This window comes from Streptomyces sp. NPDC094032 (genome assembly GCF_040303965.1).
GTDB lineage: Bacteria > Actinomycetota > Actinomycetes > Streptomycetales > Streptomycetaceae > Streptomyces.
Genome location: NZ_JBEOUE010000003.1, coordinates 207,396 through 231,268 on the forward strand (window position 1 = coordinate 207,396; position 23,873 = coordinate 231,268).

General features: G+C 72.1%; 20 protein-coding genes. 10 read left to right on the forward strand and 10 right to left on the reverse strand.

The genetic code is table 11. The features are described 5' to 3' along the window. Positions 1–14: 14 nt before the first annotated feature. From ABTZ54_RS07220 to ABTZ54_RS07230, 3 genes are read right to left on the reverse strand one after another with little or no spacing between them, the layout of a single operon-like run. Complete coding sequence (locus ABTZ54_RS07220) at positions 15–929, reverse strand: ABC transporter ATP-binding protein (protein ID WP_351658164.1); 915 nt, start codon at positions 927–929, stop codon at positions 15–17. Beyond that, on the reverse strand, positions 926–1,822 hold the full coding sequence (locus ABTZ54_RS07225) for an ABC transporter permease (RefSeq protein WP_351658166.1): 897 nt from the start codon (positions 1,820–1,822) through the stop codon (positions 926–928). The genes ABTZ54_RS07220 and ABTZ54_RS07225 overlap by 4 nt, the downstream gene beginning before the upstream one ends. Beyond that, the gene (locus tag ABTZ54_RS07230; protein ID WP_351658573.1) at positions 1,819–2,775 is read right to left on the reverse strand and encodes an ABC transporter ATP-binding protein; all 957 of its coding nucleotides are present in this window, start codon (positions 2,773–2,775) and stop codon (positions 1,819–1,821) included. The genes ABTZ54_RS07225 and ABTZ54_RS07230 overlap by 4 nt, the downstream gene beginning before the upstream one ends. A 240-nt stretch (positions 2,776–3,015) precedes the next feature. Between ABTZ54_RS07230 and ABTZ54_RS07235 the strand changes: the two genes are divergently transcribed. The 5 genes from ABTZ54_RS07235 to ABTZ54_RS07255 all read left to right on the forward strand — a co-directional run bounded on the left by ABTZ54_RS07235 (position 3,016) and on the right by ABTZ54_RS07255 (position 7,848). Beyond that, the gene (locus ABTZ54_RS07235; protein WP_351658168.1) at positions 3,016–3,876 is read left to right on the forward strand and encodes a M24 family metallopeptidase; all 861 of its coding nucleotides are present in this window, start codon (positions 3,016–3,018) and stop codon (positions 3,874–3,876) included. After that, positions 3,873–5,651: an SDR family oxidoreductase gene (locus tag ABTZ54_RS07240; protein ID WP_351658170.1), complete on the forward strand. Its 1,779-nt coding sequence runs from the start codon at positions 3,873–3,875 to the stop codon at positions 5,649–5,651. Before ABTZ54_RS07235 ends, ABTZ54_RS07240 begins: the two co-directional genes overlap by 4 nt. A 60-nt stretch (positions 5,652–5,711) precedes the next feature. Beyond that, entirely contained in the window at positions 5,712–6,665 is a 954-nt protein-coding gene (locus tag ABTZ54_RS07245) for a MerR family transcriptional regulator (protein ID WP_351658574.1), read from the forward strand. A gap of 89 nt (positions 6,666–6,754) precedes the next feature. Then, complete coding sequence (locus ABTZ54_RS07250) at positions 6,755–7,336, forward strand: RNA 2'-phosphotransferase (protein WP_351658172.1); 582 nt, start codon at positions 6,755–6,757, stop codon at positions 7,334–7,336. Between the two features lie 59 nt (positions 7,337–7,395). After that, positions 7,396–7,848 (forward strand): hypothetical protein, encoded by a 453-nt coding sequence (locus ABTZ54_RS07255; RefSeq protein WP_351658174.1) that lies wholly within the window; start codon positions 7,396–7,398, stop codon positions 7,846–7,848. Positions 7,849–7,864: 16 nt separating this feature from the next. On the opposite strand, the gene ABTZ54_RS07260 is transcribed toward ABTZ54_RS07255, so the two are convergent. Both ABTZ54_RS07260 and ABTZ54_RS07265 read right to left on the reverse strand, forming a co-directional pair. After that, the gene (locus tag ABTZ54_RS07260; RefSeq protein ID WP_351658176.1) at positions 7,865–8,755 is read right to left on the reverse strand and encodes an LLM class flavin-dependent oxidoreductase; all 891 of its coding nucleotides are present in this window, start codon (positions 8,753–8,755) and stop codon (positions 7,865–7,867) included. A 74-nt stretch (positions 8,756–8,829) separates the two neighbouring features. Further along, positions 8,830–9,738: a serine/threonine-protein kinase gene (locus ABTZ54_RS07265; RefSeq protein WP_351658178.1), complete on the reverse strand. Its 909-nt coding sequence runs from the start codon at positions 9,736–9,738 to the stop codon at positions 8,830–8,832. 86 nt (positions 9,739–9,824) lie between these two features. On the opposite strand from ABTZ54_RS07265, the gene ABTZ54_RS07270 reads away from it, so the two are divergent. The 4 genes from ABTZ54_RS07270 to ABTZ54_RS07285 all read left to right on the forward strand — a co-directional run bounded on the left by ABTZ54_RS07270 (position 9,825) and on the right by ABTZ54_RS07285 (position 13,067). After that, positions 9,825–10,370, forward strand: a complete 546-nt coding sequence (locus ABTZ54_RS07270; protein WP_351658180.1) for an RNA polymerase sigma factor — start codon at positions 9,825–9,827, stop codon at positions 10,368–10,370. Continuing rightward, entirely contained in the window at positions 10,367–11,158 is a 792-nt protein-coding gene (locus ABTZ54_RS07275) for a hypothetical protein (protein WP_351658181.1), read from the forward strand. The genes ABTZ54_RS07270 and ABTZ54_RS07275 overlap by 4 nt, the downstream gene beginning before the upstream one ends. Before the next feature lie 95 nt (positions 11,159–11,253). Beyond that, positions 11,254–11,967 carry a hypothetical protein gene (locus tag ABTZ54_RS07280; RefSeq protein WP_351658183.1) on the forward strand — a complete coding sequence of 238 codons (714 nt, stop codon included), beginning with the start codon at positions 11,254–11,256 and terminating at the stop codon, positions 11,965–11,967. Between the two features lie 239 nt (positions 11,968–12,206). Further along, positions 12,207–13,067 (forward strand): Cof-type HAD-IIB family hydrolase, encoded by an 861-nt coding sequence (locus ABTZ54_RS07285; protein WP_351658184.1) that lies wholly within the window; start codon positions 12,207–12,209, stop codon positions 13,065–13,067. Between the two features lie 16 nt (positions 13,068–13,083). Here the strand turns inward: ABTZ54_RS07285 and ABTZ54_RS07290 are convergent, their stop codons facing one another. The 5 genes from ABTZ54_RS07290 to hisC form a co-directional block, all read right to left on the reverse strand. After that, positions 13,084–14,796: a GAF domain-containing sensor histidine kinase gene (locus ABTZ54_RS07290; protein ID WP_351658186.1), complete on the reverse strand. Its 1,713-nt coding sequence runs from the start codon at positions 14,794–14,796 to the stop codon at positions 13,084–13,086. Positions 14,797–14,816: 20 nt separating this feature from the next. Further along, positions 14,817–18,398 carry a thiol reductant ABC exporter subunit CydD gene (cydD, locus tag ABTZ54_RS07295; RefSeq protein ID WP_351658188.1) on the reverse strand — a complete coding sequence of 1,194 codons (3,582 nt, stop codon included), beginning with the start codon at positions 18,396–18,398 and terminating at the stop codon, positions 14,817–14,819. 75 nt (positions 18,399–18,473) lie between these two features. After that, positions 18,474–19,475, reverse strand: a complete 1,002-nt coding sequence (gene cydB / locus ABTZ54_RS07300; protein ID WP_351658190.1) for a cytochrome d ubiquinol oxidase subunit II — start codon at positions 19,473–19,475, stop codon at positions 18,474–18,476. Positions 19,476–19,493: 18 nt separating this feature from the next. Continuing rightward, positions 19,494–20,999, reverse strand: a complete 1,506-nt coding sequence (locus ABTZ54_RS07305; RefSeq protein ID WP_351658192.1) for a cytochrome ubiquinol oxidase subunit I — start codon at positions 20,997–20,999, stop codon at positions 19,494–19,496. Between the two features lie 246 nt (positions 21,000–21,245). Further along, the gene (hisC, locus tag ABTZ54_RS07310) at positions 21,246–22,343 is read right to left on the reverse strand and encodes a histidinol-phosphate transaminase (RefSeq protein WP_351658194.1); all 1,098 of its coding nucleotides are present in this window, start codon (positions 22,341–22,343) and stop codon (positions 21,246–21,248) included. A gap of 358 nt (positions 22,344–22,701) precedes the next feature. On the opposite strand from hisC, the gene ABTZ54_RS07315 reads away from it, so the two are divergent. Further along, on the forward strand, positions 22,702–23,808 hold the full coding sequence (locus tag ABTZ54_RS07315; RefSeq protein WP_351658196.1) for a LacI family DNA-binding transcriptional regulator: 1,107 nt from the start codon (positions 22,702–22,704) through the stop codon (positions 23,806–23,808). Positions 23,809–23,873: the final 65 nt, after the last annotated feature.

Below are 23,873 nucleotides of genomic sequence, written 5' to 3' on the forward strand. Positions count from 1 at the left end.
CGGTCGGGCTCCTTTCAGGCCGCTACGAGATACGAGAAGACGGATTCGAGGGACTCGTCCGAGGGCGAGACCGTGAGCAGCCGGATGCCCCGCTCCTTGGCCACCCTCGGCAGCAGTTCGGTGAAGCGCCCGAAGTCGACGGCCTGGACGCGCAGTCCGCCCTCGGCCGAGTGGTCGACCTCGATGCCGGCCGTGGACGGGTCGGCGATCAGCGCCGCCGCCAGGGCCCGGTCGTCGCTGGAGCGGACCAGATAGCGGTGCGGCCGGTCCGTCATGAGGCGGCGGATGCGGCGGAAGTCGCCGGAGGCGGCGTGCCGTCCGGCCACGATCACCTCGATGTGCGAGGCGAGCTGCTCGACCTCCTCCAGGATGTGCGAGGAGAACAGGACCGTGCGGCCCTCGGCGCCCATCCGGCGCAGCAGGTCCATCAACTGCATGCGCTGGCGCGGGTCCATGCCGTTGAAGGGCTCGTCGAGCAGCAGCACGGACGGCTCGTGGACGAGGGCCGAGGCCATCTTCACGCGCTGCCGCATGCCCTTGCTGTACGTGGAGATCTTGCGGTCCTGGGCGTACTCCATCTCGACCGTGGCGAGGGCCCGCCGGGCCTCCTCGTCGCCGAGGCCCTGGAGCTCCGCGTTGGCGACGACGAACTCCCGGCCGGTGAGGAAGTCGTACATCGCCTCCCGCTCGGGGACGACGCCGACCTTCCGGTAGACCGACTCGTTGCGCCAGATCGGCTCGCCGTCGAGGGTGACGGTGCCGGTGGAGGGGGGCAGGAAGCCGCCCATCATGTTGATCAGCGTCGACTTCCCGGCGCCATTGGGACCGAGCAGGCCGGTGACACCGGGTCCCACGGTCATGGTGACGTCGTTGACGGCCACGACGTTGCCGAACCAGCGCGAGGCGTGGTCGATGTTGAGCGTGGTCACAGCCCGACCTTTCGGTAGCGGCGCATCAGCACGCCGTACGAACCGGCGATCAGCGCGAGGACGACCAGCAGGTAGATCAGGCCGACCGCGGTGCCGGGTGCCGCGGCCTCTCCGCCGGGGGCGGCGGTGGGGGCGCCGAGGAAGGCGTCCTGCACGCCGCCGATGAGGGTGATCGGCGAGAACAGGCCGATCCACTTCACGGCGCCGATGTTGTCGGTGCCGTAGGCGATGCCCTGGAGGGTGGAGACCGCCCCGTACGAGATCACCAGGGTGGCGATGACGGCCGCGACGCCGAAGCCGCGGCGCGGGGTCAGGGCGGCCATGACGAGACCGATGCCGCCGAAGAGCAGCGAGAGCAGCGCCACGGAGACGAGCCCCTCGCCGAGCATCTTCGTCTGCTCGGCGAAGTCCATCTTGGCGAGCAGCGAGCCGATCCAGAGGATCAGCAGCGGGGAGGCGGTGAGGATGAACATCGCGGAGGCCATCGCCCCGTACTTGGCGAGCACGTAGTCCACGCGCTCGATCGGGCGGGCGAAGTAGAGGGGGACGGTGCGGAACCTGAGGTCGCGGGAGACCGACTGCGGGGCCTGGGAGGCCACGAAGATGGCGATCACCATCTGGAGGAAGATCGCGTACTGGGTGTACTCGATCGCCAGCTTCGACGACTTGGTGAAGACCGCGACCGCGACGATGATCAGCGCGGGCACGCACATCACGGCGAAGAGCAGCATCGGCAGCACCTTGGACTTGGCGCTGCGGCCCAGTCCGTACGCGCCGCGCAGCGACTGGGAGAACAGCGCTCTGCGCGCGGCCGGGCGGCCGAGCCGCGCGCCGTCGTAGCCGCGGTAGCCGATGTTGTGGATCCGGGTGTTCTCGGGGGCCTGGGAGCTCATCGCGTCTCCACCTCCTCCTGCTGCTGCGGCTTGAAGACCTCGGCGATGTGGTGCCGGCGCTGCTCCATGCGCACCAGGCCGAGGCCGAGGTCGGCGACGGTGTCGCGGACCAGGTCGTAGGTCTCCTCGCCCGGGGCCTCCAGGAGCAGGATGTGCCCGGCGCCGGGCAGGCCCTCCTCCGTCCCGCCGTGCAGGGTCACTCCGGCGGCGGTCAGGGCGGCGCGGAGCGCCTCCGTGCCGTCGGGGTGGGCGTCGGAGTCGGTGACCTCGACCGCCAGGGTCGTGGTGGTGCGGGTGAAGTCGCTGGTGGAGCTGGAGCGGAGCAGCTTGCCGCCGTCGATGACGACGACGTGGTCGCAGGTGCGCTCCAGCTCGCCGAGGAGGTGCGAGGTGACCAGCACCGAGATGCCGAAGTCGGTCCACACCCGCCGGATCAGGCCGAGCATGTCGTCGCGGCCGACCGGGTCGAGGCCGTTGGTCGGCTCGTCGAGGAGGACCAGCTTCGGGTCGTGGACGAGGGCCTGGGCCAGCTTCACCCGCTGCTTCATGCCGGTCGAGTAGCCGCCCATCGGGCGGTAGCGCTCCTCGTAGAGACCGACGTGGCGCAGGGTGTCCGCGGTCCGCTCACGGGCGGCGGTCGCGGGCAGGCCGGACATACGCGCCATGTGGACGACGAACTCGGTCGCCGAGACGTCCGGCGGCAGGCAGTCGTGCTCCGGCATGTAGCCAACGCGCTCACGGATCTGGGCGCCTGAGGTCGCGACGTCGAGTCCGAGGACTTCGGCGCGGCCCTCCGTGGCCGGGGACAGACCAAGAAGGATCTTGATCATCGTCGACTTGCCGGCTCCGTTGGCACCCACAAGTCCGGTCACACCGGGCCCGATGTCCAGGGAGAGCCGGTCGAGAGCGGTCACCCGGGGGAACCGCTTGCTGAGGCTTTCGGTCGCGATCACAGTCACGCCTTCGACGGTAGTGGTCTGCGCCACACCGGTCGTCAGCCCAACGGCTCGATCCCTCTCCGACTCCAGATGTACAAGCCCGTAGGGGAGCCGCGACGAAAGTCGTTTTGGCCATGGGTTTTCCACAGGCCGCGTCGGACCTCTTGACGCAGCCGCCGAGCATTGTCACATTCATCGATGTCAAGTTACGTACGCGTAGCGTCGCCGGGCGCTCACACGGGACGGGCGGGTGGCATGGCCTCAGCAGGCACGGCAGGGACACGCGAGCTCACCGCGGAGCTCCGGGGGTTCAGAGAGGTGCAGCGCCTCTCGTACGAGTGCGCGGAGGCCGTCGCGGCGCAGCTCAAGCCGGGCGTGACCGAGCGCGACGCGGCGCGGATGCAGCGGGAGTGGCTGTACGAGCGCGGGGTGAGGGACTGGTTCCACCGGCCCTTCGCCTGGTTCGGGGACCGGACGGCCTTCGTCGACTTCAGGATCCCGCTGCAGTTCTTCCCCACCGACCGGCGGCTTGAGGCCGGGATGCCGTTCATCCTGGACATGGCCCCGGTCTACAAGGGCTACACGGCGGACATCGGCTACTCGGGCTCCATGGGGCTCAACCCCGTCCAGGACAAGCTGCTCTCGGACCTCAGGGAGCACCGCGAGCTGATCCTGCGCGAGGTGCGCGAGCGCCGCACGCTGCGGGAGATCTACGAGGACGTGGACCGCCTGATGGTCCGCCAGGGGTACGCGAACAGGCACCGGGCCTATCCCTTCGGCGTGATCGCCCACAAGATCGACCGGGTGAGGGAGCGCCGCTGGTCGCCGACGCTGTTCGGCTTCGGCGCCCAGTCCCTCAAGGGCCTGGCGAGCGACGCCCTGCGCGGCCACCGGGACGGCTGGTCGCCGCTGTGGTCGCCGTACCGGTTCTCCGACCACCCGCCCACGCCGGGCCTGTGGGCGGTCGAGCCGCACCTCGGATTCCGGGGTACGGGCGCGAAGTTCGAGGAGATCCTGGTCGTCACCGACTCCCGGGACCCCGAGCAGAGCGCGTTCTGGCTGGACGACGACCTGCCGCACGTGCGGCGCTGGAACGAGGAGGGGGTGGCGGCGTGACGACCGACGGAGCGCGGGAGCGCTGGGTCCGCACGGGCGGGATCGAGCTGTGTGTGGCCGAGCTGGGGGACGCGTCCCGGCCGACCGTGCTGCTGGTGCACGGCTATCCGGACTCCAAGGAGGTCTGGTCGGAGGTGGCCGGCCGGCTCGCCGAGCGCTTCCACGTGGTCCTGTACGACGTCCGGGGCCACGGCAGGTCGACGGCGCCGGCACCGCTGCGCGGCGGCTTCACGCTGGAGAAGCTGACGGACGACTTCCTGGCCGTCGCCGACGCCGTCAGCCCGGACCGCCCGGTCCATCTGGTGGGCCACGACTGGGGCTCGGTGCAGTCCTGGGAGTTCGCGACGGTCCCGCGCACCGAGGGCCGGATCGCCTCCTTCACCTCGATGTCCGGCCCGTCCCTCGACCACTTCGGGCACTGGATCAAGAGCCGGATGACCCGGCCCACCCCCCGCCGGGTCGGCCAGCTCCTCGGCCAGGGCGCCAAGTCCTGGTACGTGTACATGCTGCACACCCCCGTGCTGCCGGAGCTCGCCTGGCGCGGGCCGCTCGGCAAGCGCTGGCCGCGCCTCCTGGAGCGGCTCGAACGCATCCCGGCGGGCGACTACCCGACGCCGTCGCTGACGAGCGACGCGGCGCACGGCGCCTGGCTCTACCGGGACAACGTGCGGGCCAGGCTCTCCCGGCCGCGCGCCGACGCCTACGCGCACACGCCGGTGCAGCTGATCACCCCGACCGGGGACGCCTTCCTCTCCGAGCGGCTCTACGACGACCTGGCCGACTGGGTGCCGGACCTGACCCGGCGCACCCTGCCCGCCAAGCACTGGGTGCCGCGCACCCGGCCGGACCAACTGGCCGCCTGGATCACCGAGTTCGTCGAGGCCAACGAGGACCCGGCCACCAGGGCGCCGAAGACGGCGGCCAGGAGCGGGGTGCGGCCGGAGTACGCGGAGCGCTTCGGCGGCCAGCTGGTCCTGGTGACCGGCGCGGCCAGCGGCATCGGCCGGGCCACCGCCTTCGCCTTCGCGGAGGCCGGCGCCCGGGTGGTGGCGGTGGACCGGGACGCCGACGGGGCCGCCCGTACGGCGGAGATGGCCCGGCTGATCGGCGCGCCCGAGGCCTGGGGCGAGACCGCCGACGTCGCCGACGAGGCGGCGATGGAGAAGCTGGCCGCGAAGGTGGCGAGCGAGTACGGCGTGGTCGACGTGCTGGTCAACAACGCGGGCATCGGCCTGACGGGCTCCTTCTTCGAGACGACGAGCGAGGAGTGGAAGCGGGTCCTCGACGTCAATCTGTGGGGCGTCATCCACGGCTGCCGGGTGTTCGGCGCGCAGATGGCCGAGCGGGGCCAGGGCGGCCACATCGTCAACACGGCCTCCGCGGCGGCCTTCCAGCCCTCCCGCGCCCTGCCCGCGTACAGCACGTCGAAGGCGGCGGTGCTGATGCTCAGCGAGTGCCTGCGGGCCGAGCTCGCGGACCAGGGCATCGGGGTCTCGGCGATCTGCCCCGGCATCGTCAACACCAACATCACCTCCACCGCCCGGTTCGCCGGCGTCACGGACGAGGCCGAGGAGAAGCGGCGCCAGAAGAAGGCCTCCCGGCTGTACGGGCTGCGCAACTACCCGCCGGAGAAGGTCGCGGACGCGATCCTGCGCGCGGTGCTGCGCGACCAGGCCGTGGTCCCGGTGACCCCGGAGGCCCGGGGCGCGCATCTGGCCTCCCGGTTCTCCCCGGGCCTGCTGCGGGCGCTGGCCCGCTGGCAGCCGCCGGCGTAGGGGCGGGTCGTACCATCCCTCGCAGGCAGTAGGGAGCGGTCGGTGGGAGTGGGTTTGTCGGTGCATTCGTCGGAGCGGGCAGCACATCCGGAGTACCGGATCGAGGATCTGGCCCATCACAGCGGGGCCACGGTCCGGACGATCCGTGCCTACCAGGACCGCGGTCTGCTGCCCCGCCCCGAGCGGCGCGGCCGGTCGAACGTGTACGGGGACACGCATCTGGCCAGGCTGCGGCAGATCGCGGACCTGCTGGACCGCGGCTACACCCTGGCCTCCATCAAGGAGCTCCTGGAGGCCTGGGACGCGGGCCGAGGTCTCGGCGGGGTGCTCGGTCTGGTCGCCGAGGTGGACGGCCCGTGGACGGACGAGGAGGCCGACCGGATCTCGCGGGCCGAGCTCGACGCGCGCTTCGGCGGCCGGCCGGACGAGGCGGCGGTCCGGGAGGCGATCGAGCTCGGCGTCCTGGAGCGCATCCCGGACCGGGAGGACGAGGAGTACCTGGTCCCCAGCCCGCAAGAGCTGGCGGTGGCCGCCGAGTTGTACGCGGCGGGCGTCCCACTGGCCGCGATCACCGGCCATCTGAGGGAACTTCGCGGCCAGGTCGAGCACATAGCCTCCCGTTTCCTGGAGTTCACGACCGAGCACGTCTTCGCCCGCTATCTGGAGCACCGCCCGCCGACGGACGCCGACGCGGCGGAGGCGGCGACCATGGTGCGGCGGCTGCGCCCGCTGGCCCAGCAGACGGTCGACGCCGAACTCGCGCGGGCGATGCGCCTGTTCGCAACCCGGCACCTCCAGCAGCACCTGGCGGCGGACACCCCGCTGCCGAGGGGCGAGGAGCCGCGCGCGGTGGCGCTCCCGCCGGAGACGATCCGGGCCGTTCAGCGGCTGGTTGGCCCGCAGAACGTGTCCGCTTTCATCGCGGCGGCGACCGAACGAGAGGTACAGAAGAGGACATTGGACACTCTTACCTCAAATACCGCACATATCAGGCAAATCGATCAATCCACCTGAGGATAAAGATGCGTTGTCCACAGAATCGCCAAGTAGCCTGTGGATAAACCCACTTGGCTGTGGATCAAACCTGCGGCTTCAATGAATTCATGGACCGATCCATGAACGACTCCATGAACGACTCCATGAACGACGAGAAACGCACCGTGAAGGTGTCGAAGTATCTGTCGAAACACCTCCGCCACCAGCCCGGACGCATCGGGCTGATCCTCGACCCGCACGGCTGGACCGAGATCGACGCGCTGCTGCGGGCCGCCGCCGCGCACGGCTTCCCGATCACCCGCGCCGAGCTCGACCACGTCGTCGCCGTCAACGACAAGAAACGCTTCGCGATCGAGGGGACGCGCATCCGGGCCAGCCAGGGCCACACCGTGCGGGTGGACCTGGACCTGCCGGCCGCCGAACCGCCCGCGTACCTCTACCACGGTACGGTCGCCGCCGTGCTGCCCGCCATCCGGGCGGAGGGCCTGCGCCCCATGGCCCGCCACCATGTGCACCTCTCGCCGGACCGCGAGACCGCCACCCGGGTCGGCGCCCGCCGCGGCCGGCCGGTCGTACTGAGCGTCGACGCCGGGGCGATGCACCGGGCCGGGCACGTCTTCCACGTCAGCGCCAACGGCGTCTGGCTCACCGACGCCGTCCCACCGCACTTCATCCGCTTCCCGGGCTGAGGCACGGCCGAAAGACGGCCCGGACACGGCCGAAAGACGCCTGCGGCATGATCGTCCCCATGGCACACCCGCACCTGCCCACCACCGAGTCGGCCGTCACCGCGATCCGCGAGATAGCCCGGGAGTTCGGCCTGGAGATGACCGTCACCGACGACATCGGCGCCGACCAGACCTCCCGGCGCACCTCCGCGGGTGCCTTCACCGTCCTCGACCCGGACGGCTCGCTCCCCCACGAGGCCTTCGTCGAGCTCGGCGGCTCCCCCTCGATCACCGTCCAGCTGTACTCCGAGGACGACGCCAAAGTCACGGTCGAGGGCATCGACTTCGCCGACGTGCCCCGGGACTCGGTCCCCGCGTTCCTCCGCTCCGCCCACGGCGGCCTGGCCCATGTGAAGGGCCGCTTCTTCCCGCCCGGCTGGTGGCTGATCGTCCCGCTCCCCGGCGACGAGACCTACAAGGAGCTCGTCACCGGGGTCACGCTCTCGCCGTGGCTCGCGGGCCGGATCCGCTGACCCGGCCCACCCCGCCTCAGCGCAGCTGGTCGAGCGCCTCCGTGGCGATCTTCTCGAAGACCGACTCGTCGGCCGCGAAGATCGAGTCCGCGATCGGCATATGGACGACCAGCTCGGTGAAGCCCAGCGCGAAGTGCGTGCCCGCGAAGTCCACGAAGGCGTCGAAGGAGTCCAGCGGGCGGTCCGGGGTGAAGCCCGTGAGCAGCACCTTCTCCATCGGCGCGGCGTCCCGGCCGATCTCCTCGCAGGCCTTGCCCAGTTTGGCCAGCTGCCCGCGCAGCGCCTCCACCGACTGCTCGGGGGTGCCCGCCTCGAACAGCTTCGGGTCGCCCGTCGTCACCCACGCCTGCCCGTGCCGCGCGGCCAGCTTCAGCCCGCGCGGGCCGGTCGCCGCCACCGCGAACGGCAGCCGGGGACGCTGCACGCAGCCGGGGATGTTCCGGGCCTCCTCCGCCGAGTAGAACGTGCCGGAGGCGGAGACCGCGTCCTCGGTGAGCAGCCGGTCGAGCAGCGGCACGAACTCGGCGAACCGGTCCGCCCGCTCCCTGGGCGTCCACGCCTCCTGGCCCAGCGCGGTCGCGTCGAAGCCGTTGCCCCCGGCGCCGATGCCGAGGGTGATCCGCCCGCCCGAGATGTCGTCGAGCGAGATCAGCTCCTTGGCGAGCGTGACCGGGTGCCGGAAGTTCGGCGAGGTGACGAGCGTGCCGAGGCGCATCCGCTCGGTGACCCCGGCGGCCGCCGTCAGCGTCGGGATCGCCCCGAACCAGGGACCGTCGCGGAAGGTCCGCCAGGACAGGTGGTCATAGGTGTACGCGGTGTGGAAGCCGAGCTGCTCAGCGCGCAGCCACTGGTCACGGCCTCCCTCGTGCCAACGACGGGAGGGAAGGATCACGGTACTCAGACGCATACCACCGACCCTACGGTAAGCGTCGGCGCGACGGTCAGGGCGCCGACCGGCCTGGGTCCGGGCCCTGGCCGGATTCAGCGCGGCAGCCAGCTCAGCAGGGTCGTCGCCGTGAACACCGCGGCCGACGCCAGACAGACCGTGCGCGGTCTCAGCCCGGGGCCCGCCGGGGGCGGGGACAGCGGCACCGGAGCCAGCAGCGCGTCCGCGAAGGCCTGGGCGGTCGGCGGCCGGTCCGCCGGCTCGACGGACATCGCGGCCCGCAGCAGCAGGGCGACGTGCGGAGGGAGCTCCGCCTCGGCCGGGAGCGCCGGCAGCGTCGAGGCGGCCGGCTGGTCGGTCATCAGGGCCGTGGCTCGCCCGCCCGGACCGAACGGCTTCTTCCCGGTCAGCAGCTCGTAGGCCACGACGGCCAACGCGTACACGTCGGCCCTCCCGTCGAACCCGCCGGTCTGGAAGACCTGTTCCGGTGCCATGTACGCGGGCGTGCCCGTGGTCACCGTAAGACCGGACGCGTCGGCCAGTTGCTTCGCGCTGCCCAGATCCGCCACCAGCACCGCGGCGGGCGCGGGGCCGGCGGCGAGCAGCAGGTTGGACGGCTTGACGTCGCGGTGCACCACACCCGCCTCGTGCAGGACCTGGACCGCGTGGCCCGCCTCCGCGGCCAGCCGCAGTGCCTCCTGCGGGTCGCACTGCCCGACCCGGTCCTCCAGGGTGCCGCCGCGTACGTAGTCCATGACGAAGTAGGGCCGCTCGTCCTGCACCCCGACGTCGTGCACGCGGACCACCCGCGGGCTGGCGATCCGGCGCAGCAGCCTCGCCTCCGCCAGGAACCGCTCGCGCACATCGGCGTTGGCGGCCCAGTTGTCGGCCAGCACCTTCACCGCGACCTCGGTGTCGAGCTCCGGATCGTAGGCCTTCCAGACCGTCGCGAAGGAGCCGGCTCCGAGCCGCTCCAGGAGGAGGTAACGGCCGAGCTTGCGCATGTGGCAGCATTCTGCCGGAGTCGGGCGGGGGCGGGGAACTCCCGTTCGGCGGGCGGGATGCAGGCGGGACGAAACGGGGGATCCGGGTGTTCGAGGAAGGCGAGCTGGAACGGCTCGTAGCAGCCGCTCAGGCAGGCGACCCGGGGGCGCTGGAGTACCTGCTGGCCAAGCTGCGGCCGGTGGTACTGCGCCGCTGCTCGCGCTTCCTGCCCCACCACGCCGACGCGGAGGAGGCCGCGCAGGACGCGCTGCTGTCCATCAGCACGCACCTGGGCGAGTACGGCGGCCACGGCTCCTTCCTGGGCTGGGTGACGGTGATCGCCTCGAACGCCGCCCGGTCCACCTACCGCTCGATGCGCCGCCGCGCCGAGGACAGCCACGCCGAGCTCCCCGAGTCCGTCGACCCGCGCACCACCAGCGTCATCGCCGGGAGCAGGCTCGACCTGATGGAGGCGTTGGGCGCGCTGGAGCGGCAGCACCCCGCCCTGGTGGAGTCCTTCGTGCTGCGCGACCTGGGCGACCTGACCTACGTCCAGGTGGCCGAGCAGGTGGACGCCCCGCTGGGCACGGTCAAGGACCGGATCCACCAGGCCCGCCGCTTCATGCGCGAGCGCCTGGTCACCGGTCCGTGAACGGCGGTACCGCGAGGGGCGGCGGCCACGCCGTCGTCCGGCTCCGGTCCGCCGTCGCCGCCCTGGTGGCGGCCGCCGCGCTCGGGCTGGCGACCGGCCGGTTCGTCCTGCCCGCGCCCCCCGGCGCGTCCGCGCGCGCGACGCCCGGCGAGTCCGTCCCGAAGCCCGGGTCCTCGGCCTCCGGCTCCGCCTCGCCGACCGGGTCGACCGGGCCGGTGACGCCCGCGGACCTCCTGGGACCCGAGGCGTTCGGCCCGGACTCCGGCATCGGGCAGATCCACGTCACCGACCGGTTCGGCGACGGGCATTACGCCAACGCCGCCTGCACCGGGGAGAAGACCCTCACGGAGACCCTGGGCGGGCCCGGTGCCCACTTCCGCGGACTGATGACCGGTACCCGCACCGACCCGAGCGACCGCACGCTGGCCCTGGACGGCGCCGAGCAGGTCGCCCGCGAGGTCGCCGCCGAGGCCCGGAGCGCTTCCCTGGCGCAGAACTTCTCCCAGCGCCTGCTGCTGGAGCAGGTGCCCTGCCAGGAGGAGACGCCAGGGCACTGGGTCTACGGGAAGACCACGACGATACGGCTCGCCCCGGACGTCACCGCGAGCTGGATGGGCGTCTACCCGGGATCCCTCAACACCACCGGCACGGCGCCCGAGGGCGAGGAGCCCTGCGGCGGCATCGCCGTGCTGCGCAACGGCACCCACTACGGGGTGCTGGAGGTCACCGCCTGCCTGGGGACGGCCGCGATGGACCGTGTCGTCAGGACCGCTCTGTCACAGCTGTGAAACAGCGGGTCGGGGCTCCAACTTTCCCCTCACCCGCGGCATCTCCCCCGGTTGTACGAGGACGCAGCAGGCGTCCCGACCAGCAGGGGGACCAGATGACCGAGAACCGGACCGTCCAGCAGAAGTCCGTTCGCCGCAACCGCTTCGCCGCCGCGGCCTGCTTCGCCGCCGCGCTGATCACCGTCAGCGCCGTCGGCGCCCAGGCGGCCACCGCCGAGGCCGCGCGCGACGCCGCGCACCGCACCCCGGTTTCCGCCGCCCGCCCGGCCGCGGTCGCGGTCGCGGTCGGCGCGCCCGGAGTCGGCTCGGCCGACCTCGTCCAGAGCGAGGACTACGCCCGGCGGGGCCTGAACCCGGTCGGCGCGACCGTCGCGCTGACCGGCCGCCAGGCGCTGTCCGCGTGCTCCGGCGAGGAGACGATGCGCGGCCTGACCAAGGGCAAGGCCACCGCGTACGCGTCCGTGACCTGGACCTTCGCCACCGACGGCCTGCTGACCGAGTCGGCCGCGAGCGCCCCCACCACGACCGCGGCCGCCGGCTGGGAGAAGCAGCTCGTCGCGCTCGTCCAGGACTGCCAGGACGAGCCCGCCGGCCACTGGCGCTACGGCGCGGCCCACACCCTGAACACCACCGGCGGCACCGCCCGCTGGTACGCGGCCTACAACGGCGACGGCACCGTCAGCGGCGGGGTCGCGGTCCTGCGCAGCGGCACCAGGGTCGCCGTCGTCGAGCTCAGCGGCCGGCCCGCCTACGCCCCGGCCGCCTTCAAGGGCATCACCACCGCGGCACTGAACCGCCTCGCCTCCTGAACGGGGCCCCGGCTCCTGAGCAGCGGCCCCGGCTCCCGAGCGGGGCCCCGGCTCCTGAACGACGGCCCCGGCTCCTGAGCGGCGGCCCCGCCTCCTGAAACGGCGGCCCCGGCTCCGCCCGCACCGTCGGGCGGAGCCGGCCCCCGCGCCGCCCTCCGCCGGAATCGGCCACCACCCCGTACACACTCAGATGTGCGACCCCCCGCACGCCCGTGCACGTTCTGCGGAACAATGGACCGGTGACCTCACCCCATCTCGCGCGCCCCGAAGCCCCGGCCCCCCGGCTGATCGCCACCGACCTCGACGGCACCCTGCTGCGGGACGACAAGTCCGTCTCCGAGCGCACCGTCGCGGCCCTCGCCGCCGCCGAGCGCGCGGGCATCGAGGTCTTCTTCGTCACCGGACGGCCGGCCCGCTGGATGGACGTCGTCAGCGACCACGTCCACGGCCACGGCCTCGCGATCTGCGCCAACGGCGCCGCCGTGGTGGACCTCCACGCGGGCGGCACGTTCCTGGAGGTCAGGCCGCTGGAGCGGCCCGCCGCCCTGGACGTCGTCACGGCGCTGCGCGCCGCCGCGCCCGGCACCACCTTCGCGGTCGAGCTCACCACCGGCATCCACTACGAGCCCGCGTACCCGCCGTTCTTCCTCGACCCCGGCGCCACCGTGGCCACCGCCGAGAAGCTGCTGTTCGAGGAGGCCCCCGGGGCCGCCGCGCCCGTGCTCAAGCTGCTCGCCCAGCACCCCGAGCTCGACCCCGACGTCTTCCTCGCCCTCGCCCGCGAGGCCGGCGGGGAGCTGGCCTCGTTCACCCGCTCCAGCCCCACCGCGCTCATCGAGATCAGCGGCCTCGGCGTCTCCAAGGCCTCCACCCTCGCGCAGTGCTGCGCCGAGCGGGGCATCACCCCGCAGGAGGTCGTGGCCTTCGGCGACATGCCGAACGACATCGAGATGCTCAGCTGGGCGGGCCGCTCCTACGCGATGGGCAACGCCCACGCGGACGTGATCACCGCCGCCTCCGGACGCACCACCGGCAACAACGAGGACGGCGTGGCCGTGATCATCGAACAGCTCGTCGCCGAGGCCGTACGGAACCACTAAACGCAGCCCCCGGCCCCTACAGCGGGGCCTCCCACACCACCGTCGTACCGCCGTCGTCCTCCCCGATGCCCGGGCCGCACCAGCTCGCTCCGCCCAGCGACTCGGCCCGGCGGGCCAGATTGCGCAGCCCGCTGCGCCGGCCGCCCTCGGGGATGCCGACCCCGTCGTCCGCGACCGTGAGCCGGACCCCGGGGGTGCCGTCCGGGAGGGTGACGCCGGCGTCCAGGACCACCTCGATCCGGCTCGCCCCCGAGTGCCGGAAGGCGTTCGACAGGGCCTCGCGCAGAGCGGCGATGAGGTTCTTGCCGGTGAGCTCGCCGACCGTCGCGTCGATCGCGCCGAGGAAACGGTGGGACGGCTTGAAGCCCAGCGGCACGGCCGCCATGTTGATCTCCCGCAGCACCCGGGTGCGCAGCCCCGAGGGAGCCTCGGCGGGCCCCTGCTGGAGCGCGAAGATGGCGGTACGGATCTCCTGGATGGTCACGTCCAGCTCGTCCACCGCCTTGCCGACGCCCTCCTGCACGGCCGGCACGACCGACTTCCGCTGCGCGCTCTCCAGCATCATCCCGGTGGCGAAGAGCCGCTGGATGACCAGGTCGTGCAGGTCACGGGCGATCCGGTCGCGGTCCTCGTAGACCGCGAGCCGCTCCCGGTCCCGCTGCGCCTCGGCCATCATCAGGGCGAGCGCCGCCTGCGAGGCGAACTGGGTGGCCAGGGTCCGCTCGGCCTCCGTGAACTGCCGGGCACCGCGCCCCCGCGGGGTGGCGAGCGCGCCCAGGACCCGGCCGCCGCTCTGCAACGGCAGCAGCATCGCGGGCCCGTACTGGTCGGAGAGCCGGTGGACCATCCGTACGTCCGTGGAGGCGTCGGCGACGAAGACCGCCTCGCCCTCCATCAGCCGCTCCACCACGGGGCTCTCGGGCGGGATCACCACCCCGAGCGACTTGGTGGGGTGCGTCGAGGAGGCGGCGACGATCTCCAGACCGCCCTCCTCGGCGGGCAGCAGCACGATGCCGGCGGCCGCGTCGGCGAGCCGGCGGGCCTGCTCGGCGACGACGGTGAGGGCGTCGTCCGCGTCGCCACCGGAGAGCAGCGCGGTGGTGACGGCGACCGAGCCGTCGATCCAGCGCTCGCGCTGCCGGGCCGCCTCGTACAGGCGCGCGTTGCCGATCGCGATCCCGGCCTCGGTGGCGAGCACCCGGACCATGTGGACGTCGTAGTCGTTGAACTCGCCGCCGCCGTTCTTCTCGGCGAGGTAGAGATTGCCGAAGATCTCGCCCTGCACCCGGATCGGGACGCCGAGGAAGGAGCGCATCGGGGGGTGCCCCGGCGGGAATCCGGCCGCGCGCGGGTCGGCCGACAGGTCGGCGAGCCGGATCGTCTGCGGGTCCTGGATGAGCGCGCCGAGCAGCCCGGCGTGCCCGTCGGGGCGCCGCCCGATCCGGCGGGCCACGTCGTCCCCGACGCCGAAGGTGACGAAGTCGGAGAGCCCGTCGCCCTCCTCGTCGACCACGCCGATCGCGGCGTAGCGGGCGTCGGCCAGCTCGGCGGCGGTCTCGCAGATCCGGTCGAGCGTGGTGTGCAGTTCGAGGCCGGTGCCCACCGAGCGCATGGCCTCCAGGAGCTGGGGCACGCGGGCGGTGAGCTCCGTGGAGAGGCCGTGCAGGCTGCGCGTGGCCTGGGTCGCGGCGTCGAGCGGGTCCGGGGCGTCGGGCACGGCGGCGGTCATGGGCTTGAGCCTAGTTAGTCCTATTTGCCAAGAAAAGTCGGGGTGTGGTCGGAAGCCATCGGAAGGTGGTCGGGAGTCAGCAGCAGATCGCTCTCCCGCTCCTGCTCCAGCATCCGCCGCAGCGGCCCCTCGGCCGCCGCCAGCTCCGCGTACGCCCCGCGCTGCACGGTCCGGCCGCGGTCCAGGACGAGGATCTCGTCGACCGCGTCGAGGCCGTGCAGCCGGTGGGTGATCAGGACGGTCGTACGGCCCTCGGTCTCCCTGAGCAGGTCGTCGGTGAGCGCGTCGGCGGTGGCCAGGTCCAGGTGCTCGGCCGGCTCGTCGAGGACGAGGACCGGGAAGTCGGCCAGGAGCGCCCGGGCGAGCGCGAGGCGCTGGCGCTGGCCGCCGGAGAGCCGCGAGCCGTGCTCGCCCACGAGGGTGTCGAGCCCGTCCGGCAGCCCGTCCACCCACTCCAGGAGCCGGGCCCGGCCCAGCGCGCCGCGCAGCTCGTCGTCGGACGCCCCGTTCCTGGCGAGCCGCAGGTTCTCCCGGATGGTGCTGTCGAAGATGTGGGCGTCCTGGGCGCACAGCCCGACGAACCGCCGCACCTCGTCCCCGTCCAGGGCCGCCGCCTCGGTGCCGCCGAGCCGGTACGTACCGGCCTCCGCGTCCAGGAAGCGCAGCAGGACCTGCGCGAGCGTGGTCTTGCCGGAGCCGGACGTGCCGACCACGGCGACCCGCCGCCCGGCCTCCAGGGTGAGGGCGAAGGCGTCGAGCGCGGGCCGGCCCTGCCCGGCGTGCCGGGCGGTCAGCCCGGCCAGCTCCAGCGGGAAGGGACCGGCCGGCGGCGTCGCGGGCGTCTCCGGCTCGTGTACGGGCACGGGCGCGTCGAGCACGTCGAAGACCCGCTCGGCACTGCGCCGCACCCGCTGGCGGTACTGGACGGCCAGCGGCAGCCCGTTGACGGCCTCGAAGGCGGCGAGCGGGATGAGCACGAGCACGGCGAGCGCGACCCCGTCCAGGCGCCCGTCCCCCACGGCCTGGACGCCGACGAGCGCGGCCCCGGCGACGGTGAGGCCGCAGACCAGGGCGGAGAGCCCGGCGCTGAGCGCGGTGGCGGCGGACTGGCGGGACGCGATGCCGGTGAGCGTGCGGTCGGCCGCCCCGGCCCGCTCCACACGGTCCTCGATCGCTCCGGCGACGGTGAGCTCGGCGCAGCCCCGCAGCAGGTCGACCACGGCGGTGGTGAGCGTGCCCCGGGCGGGCGCGAGCTGTCGTTCGGCCCGCCGGGCGAGGGCTCCGCCGACCAGCGGCACGCCCACTCCGGCGAGCAGCAGGCCCCCGGCGAGCACGGCGCCGCCCTCGGGCAGCAGCCAGGCGGTGAAGCCGACCGAGCCCGCGCCGACGACCACGGCGGCGCCCGCGGGCAGCAGCCAGCGCAGCCAGTAGTCCTGGAGCGCGTCGACGTCGTGGACGAGCCGGGCGAGCAGGTCGCCGCGCCGGGTGCGGCGCAGTCCGGCCGGGGCGATCCGCTCCAGGCGCCGGTAGACGGCCACCCGCAGGTCGGCGAGCATCCGCAGCACGGCGTCGTGCGAGACGATCCGCTCGGCGTAGCGGAAGACGGCCCGCCCGATGCCGAAGGCGCGGGTCGCGGTGACGGCGACCATCAGATAGAGCACGGGCGGCTGTTCGGAGGCCCGGGAGATGAGCCAGCCGGAGACGCCCATGAGCCCGACGGCGGAGCCGAGCGCCAGACTGCCGAGCAGCAGGGCGAGCGCCATCCGGCCCCGCAGCTTCCCGGCCATCGCCCGCACCCGCCCGAGGACCGAGCGCGCGGGGGAGCCGGCTCCGGCCCGCGCGGGTTCGCCGCTCGGGACGGGCTCGTCGGCGTCGTTCCCGCTCGACGGGAGCGGCTCGCCCAGATCGTCCGTGAGGCGGCCCGCCACGACGGGGGCGTCCGGGGCGGGGGCCTCGTCGGCGGCCGGGGCGCCCTCGATCCGCACCACCCGGTCCGCGACCGCGAGCAGCGCCGGGCGGTGTACGACGAGCAGGACGGTCCGGCCGGCGGCGAGGCGGCGGACGGCGTCCACCACGGCCGCCTCGGTCTCGCCGTCCAGCGCGGCCGTCGGCTCGTCCAGGAGCAGCAGCGGCCGGTCGGCCAGGAAGGCCCGGGCGAGGGCGAGGCGCTGGCGCTGTCCGGCCGACAGACCGGCGCCGTCCTCGCCCAGGACGGTGCCGGTGCCCTCGGGCAGCTCCGCGACGAACTCCTCGGCGCCCGCGTCCCGCAGGGCCCGGCGCACCGCCTCGTCGGAGGCGTCCGGCCGGGCGAGCCGCACGTTCTCGGCGATCGTCCCGGCGAACAGGTACGGCCGCTGCGGCACCCAGGCGATCCTCGACCGCCACTCCTCCAGGTCCAGCGAGGCCAGGTCGGTCCCGCCGACCCGGACCGAGCCGCCCTCCTCGGGCGCCACGAAGCCGAGGACCACATCGAGCAGGGTCGACTTCCCGGCCCCGCTCGGCCCCACCAGGGCGACCGTCTCGCCGGGCTCCACGGTCAGCGAGGCCGCGTCCAGCGAGGGCTCCGCGCGTCCCGCGTGACGTACCGTCACCCGGTCGAGCTCAAGCCGTACGGAAGCGGGCACCGGCCCCGTACCGCCCTGCGGCACCGGGCTCTCCAGGACCTCGAAGATCTCCTCGGCGGCGGCGAGCCCCTCGGCGGCCGCGTGGTACTGCGTCCCCACCTGCCGCAGCGGCAGATAGGCCTCCGGCGCCAGGACCAGGATGACCAGGCCGGTGTACAGGTCGAAGTCGCCGTGCACCAGCCGCATGCCGATGGTGACCGCGACCAGGGCGACCGAGAGGGTCGCGAGCAGTTCGAGGGCGAAGGAGGAGAGGAACGCGATCCGCAGCGTCCGCATGGTCGCCCGCCGGTAGTCGGCGGTGATCGACCGGATGTTCTCGGCCTGGGCCTTGGCCCGGCCGAAGACCTTGAGGGTGGGGAGCCCGGCCACCACGTCGAGGAAGTGTCCCGAGAGCCGGGAGAGCAGCTTCCACTGACGGTCCATCCGGGCCTGGGTGTACCAGCCGATCAGGATCATGAAGATCGGGATGAGCGGCAGGGTCACCACGATGATCGCGGCCGAGACCCAGTCCTCGGTGACGATCCGGGCGAGGACCGCCACCGGCACCACGACCGCGAGCCCCAGCTGGGGCAGATAGCGGGCGAAGTAGTCGTCGAGCGCGTCCACGCCCCGCGTCGCGAGCGCGGCCAGCGAACCGGCCTTCTGCCCGGTCAGCCACCCCGGTCCGAGCCGGGCCGCCTGCTGGAGCAGCCGGCCCCGCAGCTCGGACTTGACCGCCGCGCTCGCCCGGTGGGCGGCGAGCTCGGTCAGCCAGGCGACGAGACCGCGCCCCGCCGCCACTCCGGCGAGCAGCAGCAGGGGCGTGGTGAGCTCGGAAACCGACAGGCCCTTCTGGAAGGCCCCCACCACGACCTCGGCGATGAGCATCGCCTGCGCGATGACCAGCGCCGCCCCGGCGAGGCCGAGCACGACCACCGCCGCGAGGAAGACGCGGGTGGCGCGGGCGTGGTGCAGCAGCCGTGGATCGATCGGTTTCACGTGAAACATGCTCCCCTGAGAAGGCCGGTGCGGGTCCGGCTTAGGGCGTGTCGGACGGGCCTGGGGCGGACGGCCCTAGTGGGCCTGGGCGATGTTCTGCGTGCCGATCCGCTTCCGGAACACCCAGTAGGTCCAGCTCTGGTAGAGCAGCACCAGCGGGGTCGCGATGCCCGCACACCACGTCATGATCTTGAGCGTGTACGGGCTCGACGACGCGTTGGTCACCGTGAGGCTCCAGGCGGGGTCGAGCGAGGACGGCATGACGTTCGGGAAGAGCGTCAGGAACAGCATCGCCACGGCGGCGGCGATGGCGATGCCGGAGAACGCGAACGACCAGCCCTCGCGCCCGATCTTGATCGCCCCGATCGCCGCGACCAGCGAGACCGCCGCGATCACCATGGCGAGCAGGCTCCAGCCGTCGCCGTTGTCCACCTGGGTCCAGATCAGGAAGACGAGCGCGAGCACCGCCGTGACCAGACCCAGCTTGAGCGCGAGTGCCCGCGCCCGGGTGCGGATGTCCCCGAGCGTCTTGAGCGCGGCGAAGACGGCCCCGTGGAAGGTGAAGAGGGTGAGCGTGACCAGTCCGCCGAGCAGGGCGTACGGGTTGAGCAGGTCCCAGAAGTTGCCGACGTACTCCATCTGGGCGTCGATCTTCACACCGCGCACGATGTTGCCGAAGGCCACGCCCCACAGGAACGCGGGGATGAGGGAGGTCCAGAAGATGGCCTGCTCCCAGTTGCGCTGCCAGTTCTCCTCGGGCCGCTTCGCCCGGTACTCGAAGGCGACACCCCGGACGATCAGACAGACCAGGATGATCAGCAGCGGCAGGTAGAAGCCGGAGAAGAGCGTCGCGTACCACTCGGGGAAGGCGGCGAAGGTCGCGCCGCCCGCCGTGAGCAGCCACACCTCGTTGCCGTCCCAGACGGGTCCGATGGTGTTGATGAGGACCCGCTTCTCGGTCCGGTCACGGGCGAGCAGCTTGGTCAGGACTCCGATCCCGAAGTCGAAGCCTTCGAGGAAGAAGTAGCCGATCCAGAGGACGGCGATGAGTACGAACCAGACGTCGTGGAGTTCCATGCCTCGATCTCCTGAGCCTCAGTACGAGAAGGCCATGGGCCGGTCGGGGTCGCGGTCCCCGCCGATCTTGGTGGGCGGGTTGAGGTCGTTCTCGGTGAGCTCGGGCGGGCCGGCCTTGACGTACTTGACCATGAGCTTGACCTCGATCACGGCGAGGACGGCGTAGAGGGTGGTGAAGATGATCATCGAGGTGAGCACCTCGCCCTGGGAGACACCGGGGGAGACCGCGTCCTTGGTCCGCAGCACGCCGTAGACGACCCAGGGCTGACGGCCCATCTCGGTGAAGATCCAGCCCCAGGAGTTGGCGATGAGCGGGAAGAGCATGGTCCAGAGGGCGACGACCCAGTACACCTGGGTGAAGCGGGGGCTGAGCGCCTTCCGCTTGAACAGGACCAGATTCGGCACTTCGTCCTCACCGGTCCGCATCCCCGGTGCCAGCATGAACTTCTTGCGGGTCAGCCAGAGACCGAGCATCCCGACGGCCAGGGAGGCCATGCCGAAGCCGATCATCCAGCGGAAGCCCCAGTACGCGACGGGGATGTTGGGCCGGTAGTCGCCGGGCCCGAACTTCTCCTGCTCGGCCTTGTTCACGTCGTTGATGCCGGGGACGTACGAGGTGAAGTCGCCGTTCGCGAGGAAGGACAGGAGCCCGGGAATCTCTATGGCGACGGTGTTGTGACCCTTCTCGACATCGCCGTAGGCGAAGATCGAGAAGGGAGCGGGCGCCTCGCCGTCCCAGAGCGCCTCGGCGGCGGCCATCTTCATCGGCTGCTGCTTGAACATGACCTTGCCGAGCACGTCACCACTGATCGCGGTGCCGAGGCCGGCGATGATCAGCGTGATCAGGCCGACCCGCAGCGAGGCCCGCATCACCGGGATGTGCTTCTTGAGCGCCAGGTGGTACGCGGAGATGCCGACCATGAACGCGCCGCCGACCAGGAAGGCGGCCGTCATGGTGTGGAAGAACTGGGTGAGGGCCGTGTCCTGGGTGAGTACACGCCAGAAGTCGGTGAGCTCCGCCCGCCCGCGCTCCTCGTTGATGCGGTACCCGACCGGGTGCTGCATCCAGGAGTTGGCCGCGAGGATGAAGTACGCGGACAGGATCGTGCCGATCGACACCATCCAGATGCAGGCGAGGTGGATCTTCTTCGGCAGCTTGTCCCAGCCGAAGATCCACAGGCCGATGAAGGTGGATTCGAAGAAGAACGCGATCAGCGCTTCGAAGGCGAGGGGCGCGCCGAAGATGTCACCGACGAAGCGGGAGTAGTCGGACCAGTTCATGCCGAACTGGAACTCCTGCACGATGCCGGTGACGACACCCATCGCGATGTTGATCAGGAAGAGCTTGCCCCAGAACTTCGTCGCCTTGAGGTACTTCTCCTTCTCGGTGCGCACCCAGGCCGTCTGGAGACCGGCGGTGAGGGCGGCGAGGGAGATCGTCAGCGGGACGAAGAGAAAGTGATAGACGGTGGTGATGCCGAACTGCCAGCGCGCCAGCGTCTCCGGCGCCAAAGCTAGGTCCACGTCGTCGTCTCCTTACATCGCCGTGGTCATAACGGCAGTTTGCCCCTTTAATCCCACCAATTCCGGGAGGAACAGGGACACGCTTGTGAACGCGTTCACATTCACAAGCATTATGGACCATACGAAATCCGTACCTTCGATCGGGGTCCCCTACCCGCGGTCACCCTCCCCGGGGGCTCGGACGGATCGAAAAACCCCCGCGAGCAAGGCGCTCGCGGGGGCTCTCCGGGGGGGCGGACTCCTCGGCTAGAGGCCGGCGCGGAAGCCCTCGGCCGTCTTCAGGAAGAGGTCGTTCGCCTCGTTCTCACCGATCGTGACGCGGACGCCCTCGCCCGCGAACGGGCGCACCACCACACCGTGCCGCTCGCACTCCGCCGCGAAGTCCATGGTCCGCTCGCCGAGCCGCAGCCAGACGAAGTTCGCCTGGGTCTCCGGCACCGTCCAGCCCTGGGCCACGAGCCCCGCGCGGACCCGCTCGCGCTCGGCCACCAGCGAGCCGACCCGCCCGAGCAGCTCGTCCTCCGCCCGCAGCGAGGCCACCGCCGCGTCCTGCGCGAGCTGGCTGACGCCGAACGGCACCGCCGTCTTGCGCAGCGCCGCGGCCACCGGCTCGTGGGCGATGGCGAAACCGACCCGCAGTCCGGCCAGGCCGTACGCCTTCGAGAAGGTCCGCAGCACCGCCACGTTCGGCCGGTCGCGGTAGAGCTCCACGCCGTCCGGGACCTCGGTGTCGCGGACGAACTCGCGGTACGCCTCGTCGAGCACCACGAGGATGTCGGAGGGCACCCGGTCCAGGAAGCGCTCCAGCTCGGCCCGGCGCACCGCGGTGCCCGTGGGGTTGTTGGGGTTGCAGACGAAGATCAGCCGGGTCCGCTCGGTGATCGCCTCGGCCATCGCGTCGAGGTCGTGCACATCGCCCTCGGTCAGCGGCACCCGCACCGAGGTCGCCCCGCTGATCTGCGTGATGATCGGGTACGCCTCGAAGGACCGCCAGGCGTACATGACCTCGTCGCCCGGGCCCGCGGTCGACTGGATCAGCGACTGCGCGACGCCCACCGAGCCGGTGCCGGTGGCGATGTGCGAGACCGGGACGCCGAAGCGGTCGGCGAGCTCGGTCATCAGCTCCGTGCACGCCATGTCCGGGTAGCGGTTGAAGTTCGCGGCCGCGGCCAGCGTGCTCTCCATGACCCCCGGCAGCGGCGGATAGGGGTTCTCGTTGGAGGAGAGCTTGAAGGCGACCGGTCCGCCCGCGGCGGCCGGCTTGCCCGGCTTGTAGGTGGGGATGCCGTCCAGCTCGGCGCGCAGCTTGGGGCTGCCGGTGCTCGTCCCGCTGGTCTCGCTCACAGTGTGGCCTCCTCGACCGTCCGTACCGCCAATGCTCCTCACCTTATGAGGATTCGGCTCCCCTGCGAATGGCCTGTGGACAACGGAGCGGCAACGGGGGGAGCGCGCCAAGGGGTGGCGCGCGCCGGTGGCGGGCGCCGTGGCGCGCGTCCCCCGTAGAGGTGAGTTGAGACCTCTTCGAGACCTCGACCTCTCGCCAGGCGCATGGGCGCCGAGCCCGAAAGGTCCCATGACGAATCCCCGAACACCCTCTGTTTCCCAGGGTGTTAGGCATTTTTGATCATGCAGAAACGTGCCTGTCAATGCGTGAATATGCGACCGGCCCAACCCACCCGCCTCGCCCTACTATCGGCTCGCCATGACAGCAGCAGGGAAGCACCAGGTGAGCCGGGCACAGACCCGGGGAAGCCGGCAGGGCCGAGCGGGCATCCGGGACGTGGCCGCCGCCGCCGGGGTCTCCATCACGACTGTCTCCGACGCGCTCAACGGCAAGGGCCGGCTCCCGGACGCCACCCGCCGCCACGTCCGCGAGGTCGCAGACCGGCTGGGCTATCGCCCGTCCGCAGCGGCCCGCACGCTCCGTACCGGCAAGTCGGGCCTCATCGGCCTGACCGTGACCACATACGGGGATGAACCTTTCACCTTCACCGAATTCGCGTACTTCGCGGAGATGGCCAGAGCCGCGACCTCGGCCGCGCTCGCCCGCGGCTATGCCCTGGTCATCCTCCCCGCCACCTCCCGTCACGACGTCTGGTCGAACGTCGCCCTCGACGGAACCGTCGTCATCGACCCCTCCGACCACGACCCCGTCGTCACCGAACTCGTCCGCCAAGGACTGCCCGTCGTCTCCGACGGGCGCCCGGCCGGCACCCTGCCGGTCACCGCCTGGGTCGACAACGACCACGAGGCGGCCGTCCTCGATCTGCTCGACCATCTCGCCGCCGCCGGCGCCCGCAGGATCGGCCTGCTCACCGGCACCACCACCGACACGTACACCCGCCTGTCCACCACCGCGTACCTGAACTGGTGCGAGCGGGTCGGCCAGGACCCCGTCTACGAGGCCTATCCGGCGCACGACCCGTGCGCGGGCGCCGTCGCGGCCGACCGGCTGCTCGCCCGCCCGGACCGGCCCGACGCCGTGTACGGCCTCTTCGACCCCAACGGCACCGACCTGCTGGCGGCCGCCCGCCGCTACGGGCTGCGGGTCCCCGACGACCTGCTGCTGGTCTGCTGCAGCGAGTCGACCGTCTACGCCAACACCGAACCGCCCATCACGACGCTCTCGCTCAAACCCCGCCGGATCGGCACCGCCGTCGTCCAGCTCCTCATCGACGCCATCGAGGGGATCGACACCGACGGACCGGTCGAGCAGGTGATACCGACCGAACTCATCGTCCGCACCTCCTCGCAGCGACGCTCGCCGCGGACGACGGTCAGCCCCCCGAGGTCTCCCTCGAAGGACTGATCCGGGGAAGCCCGCCGACCGGCACCCCGTGGAGCGGGCCGCACGTGTCTTCAGGGCCGCGTCGA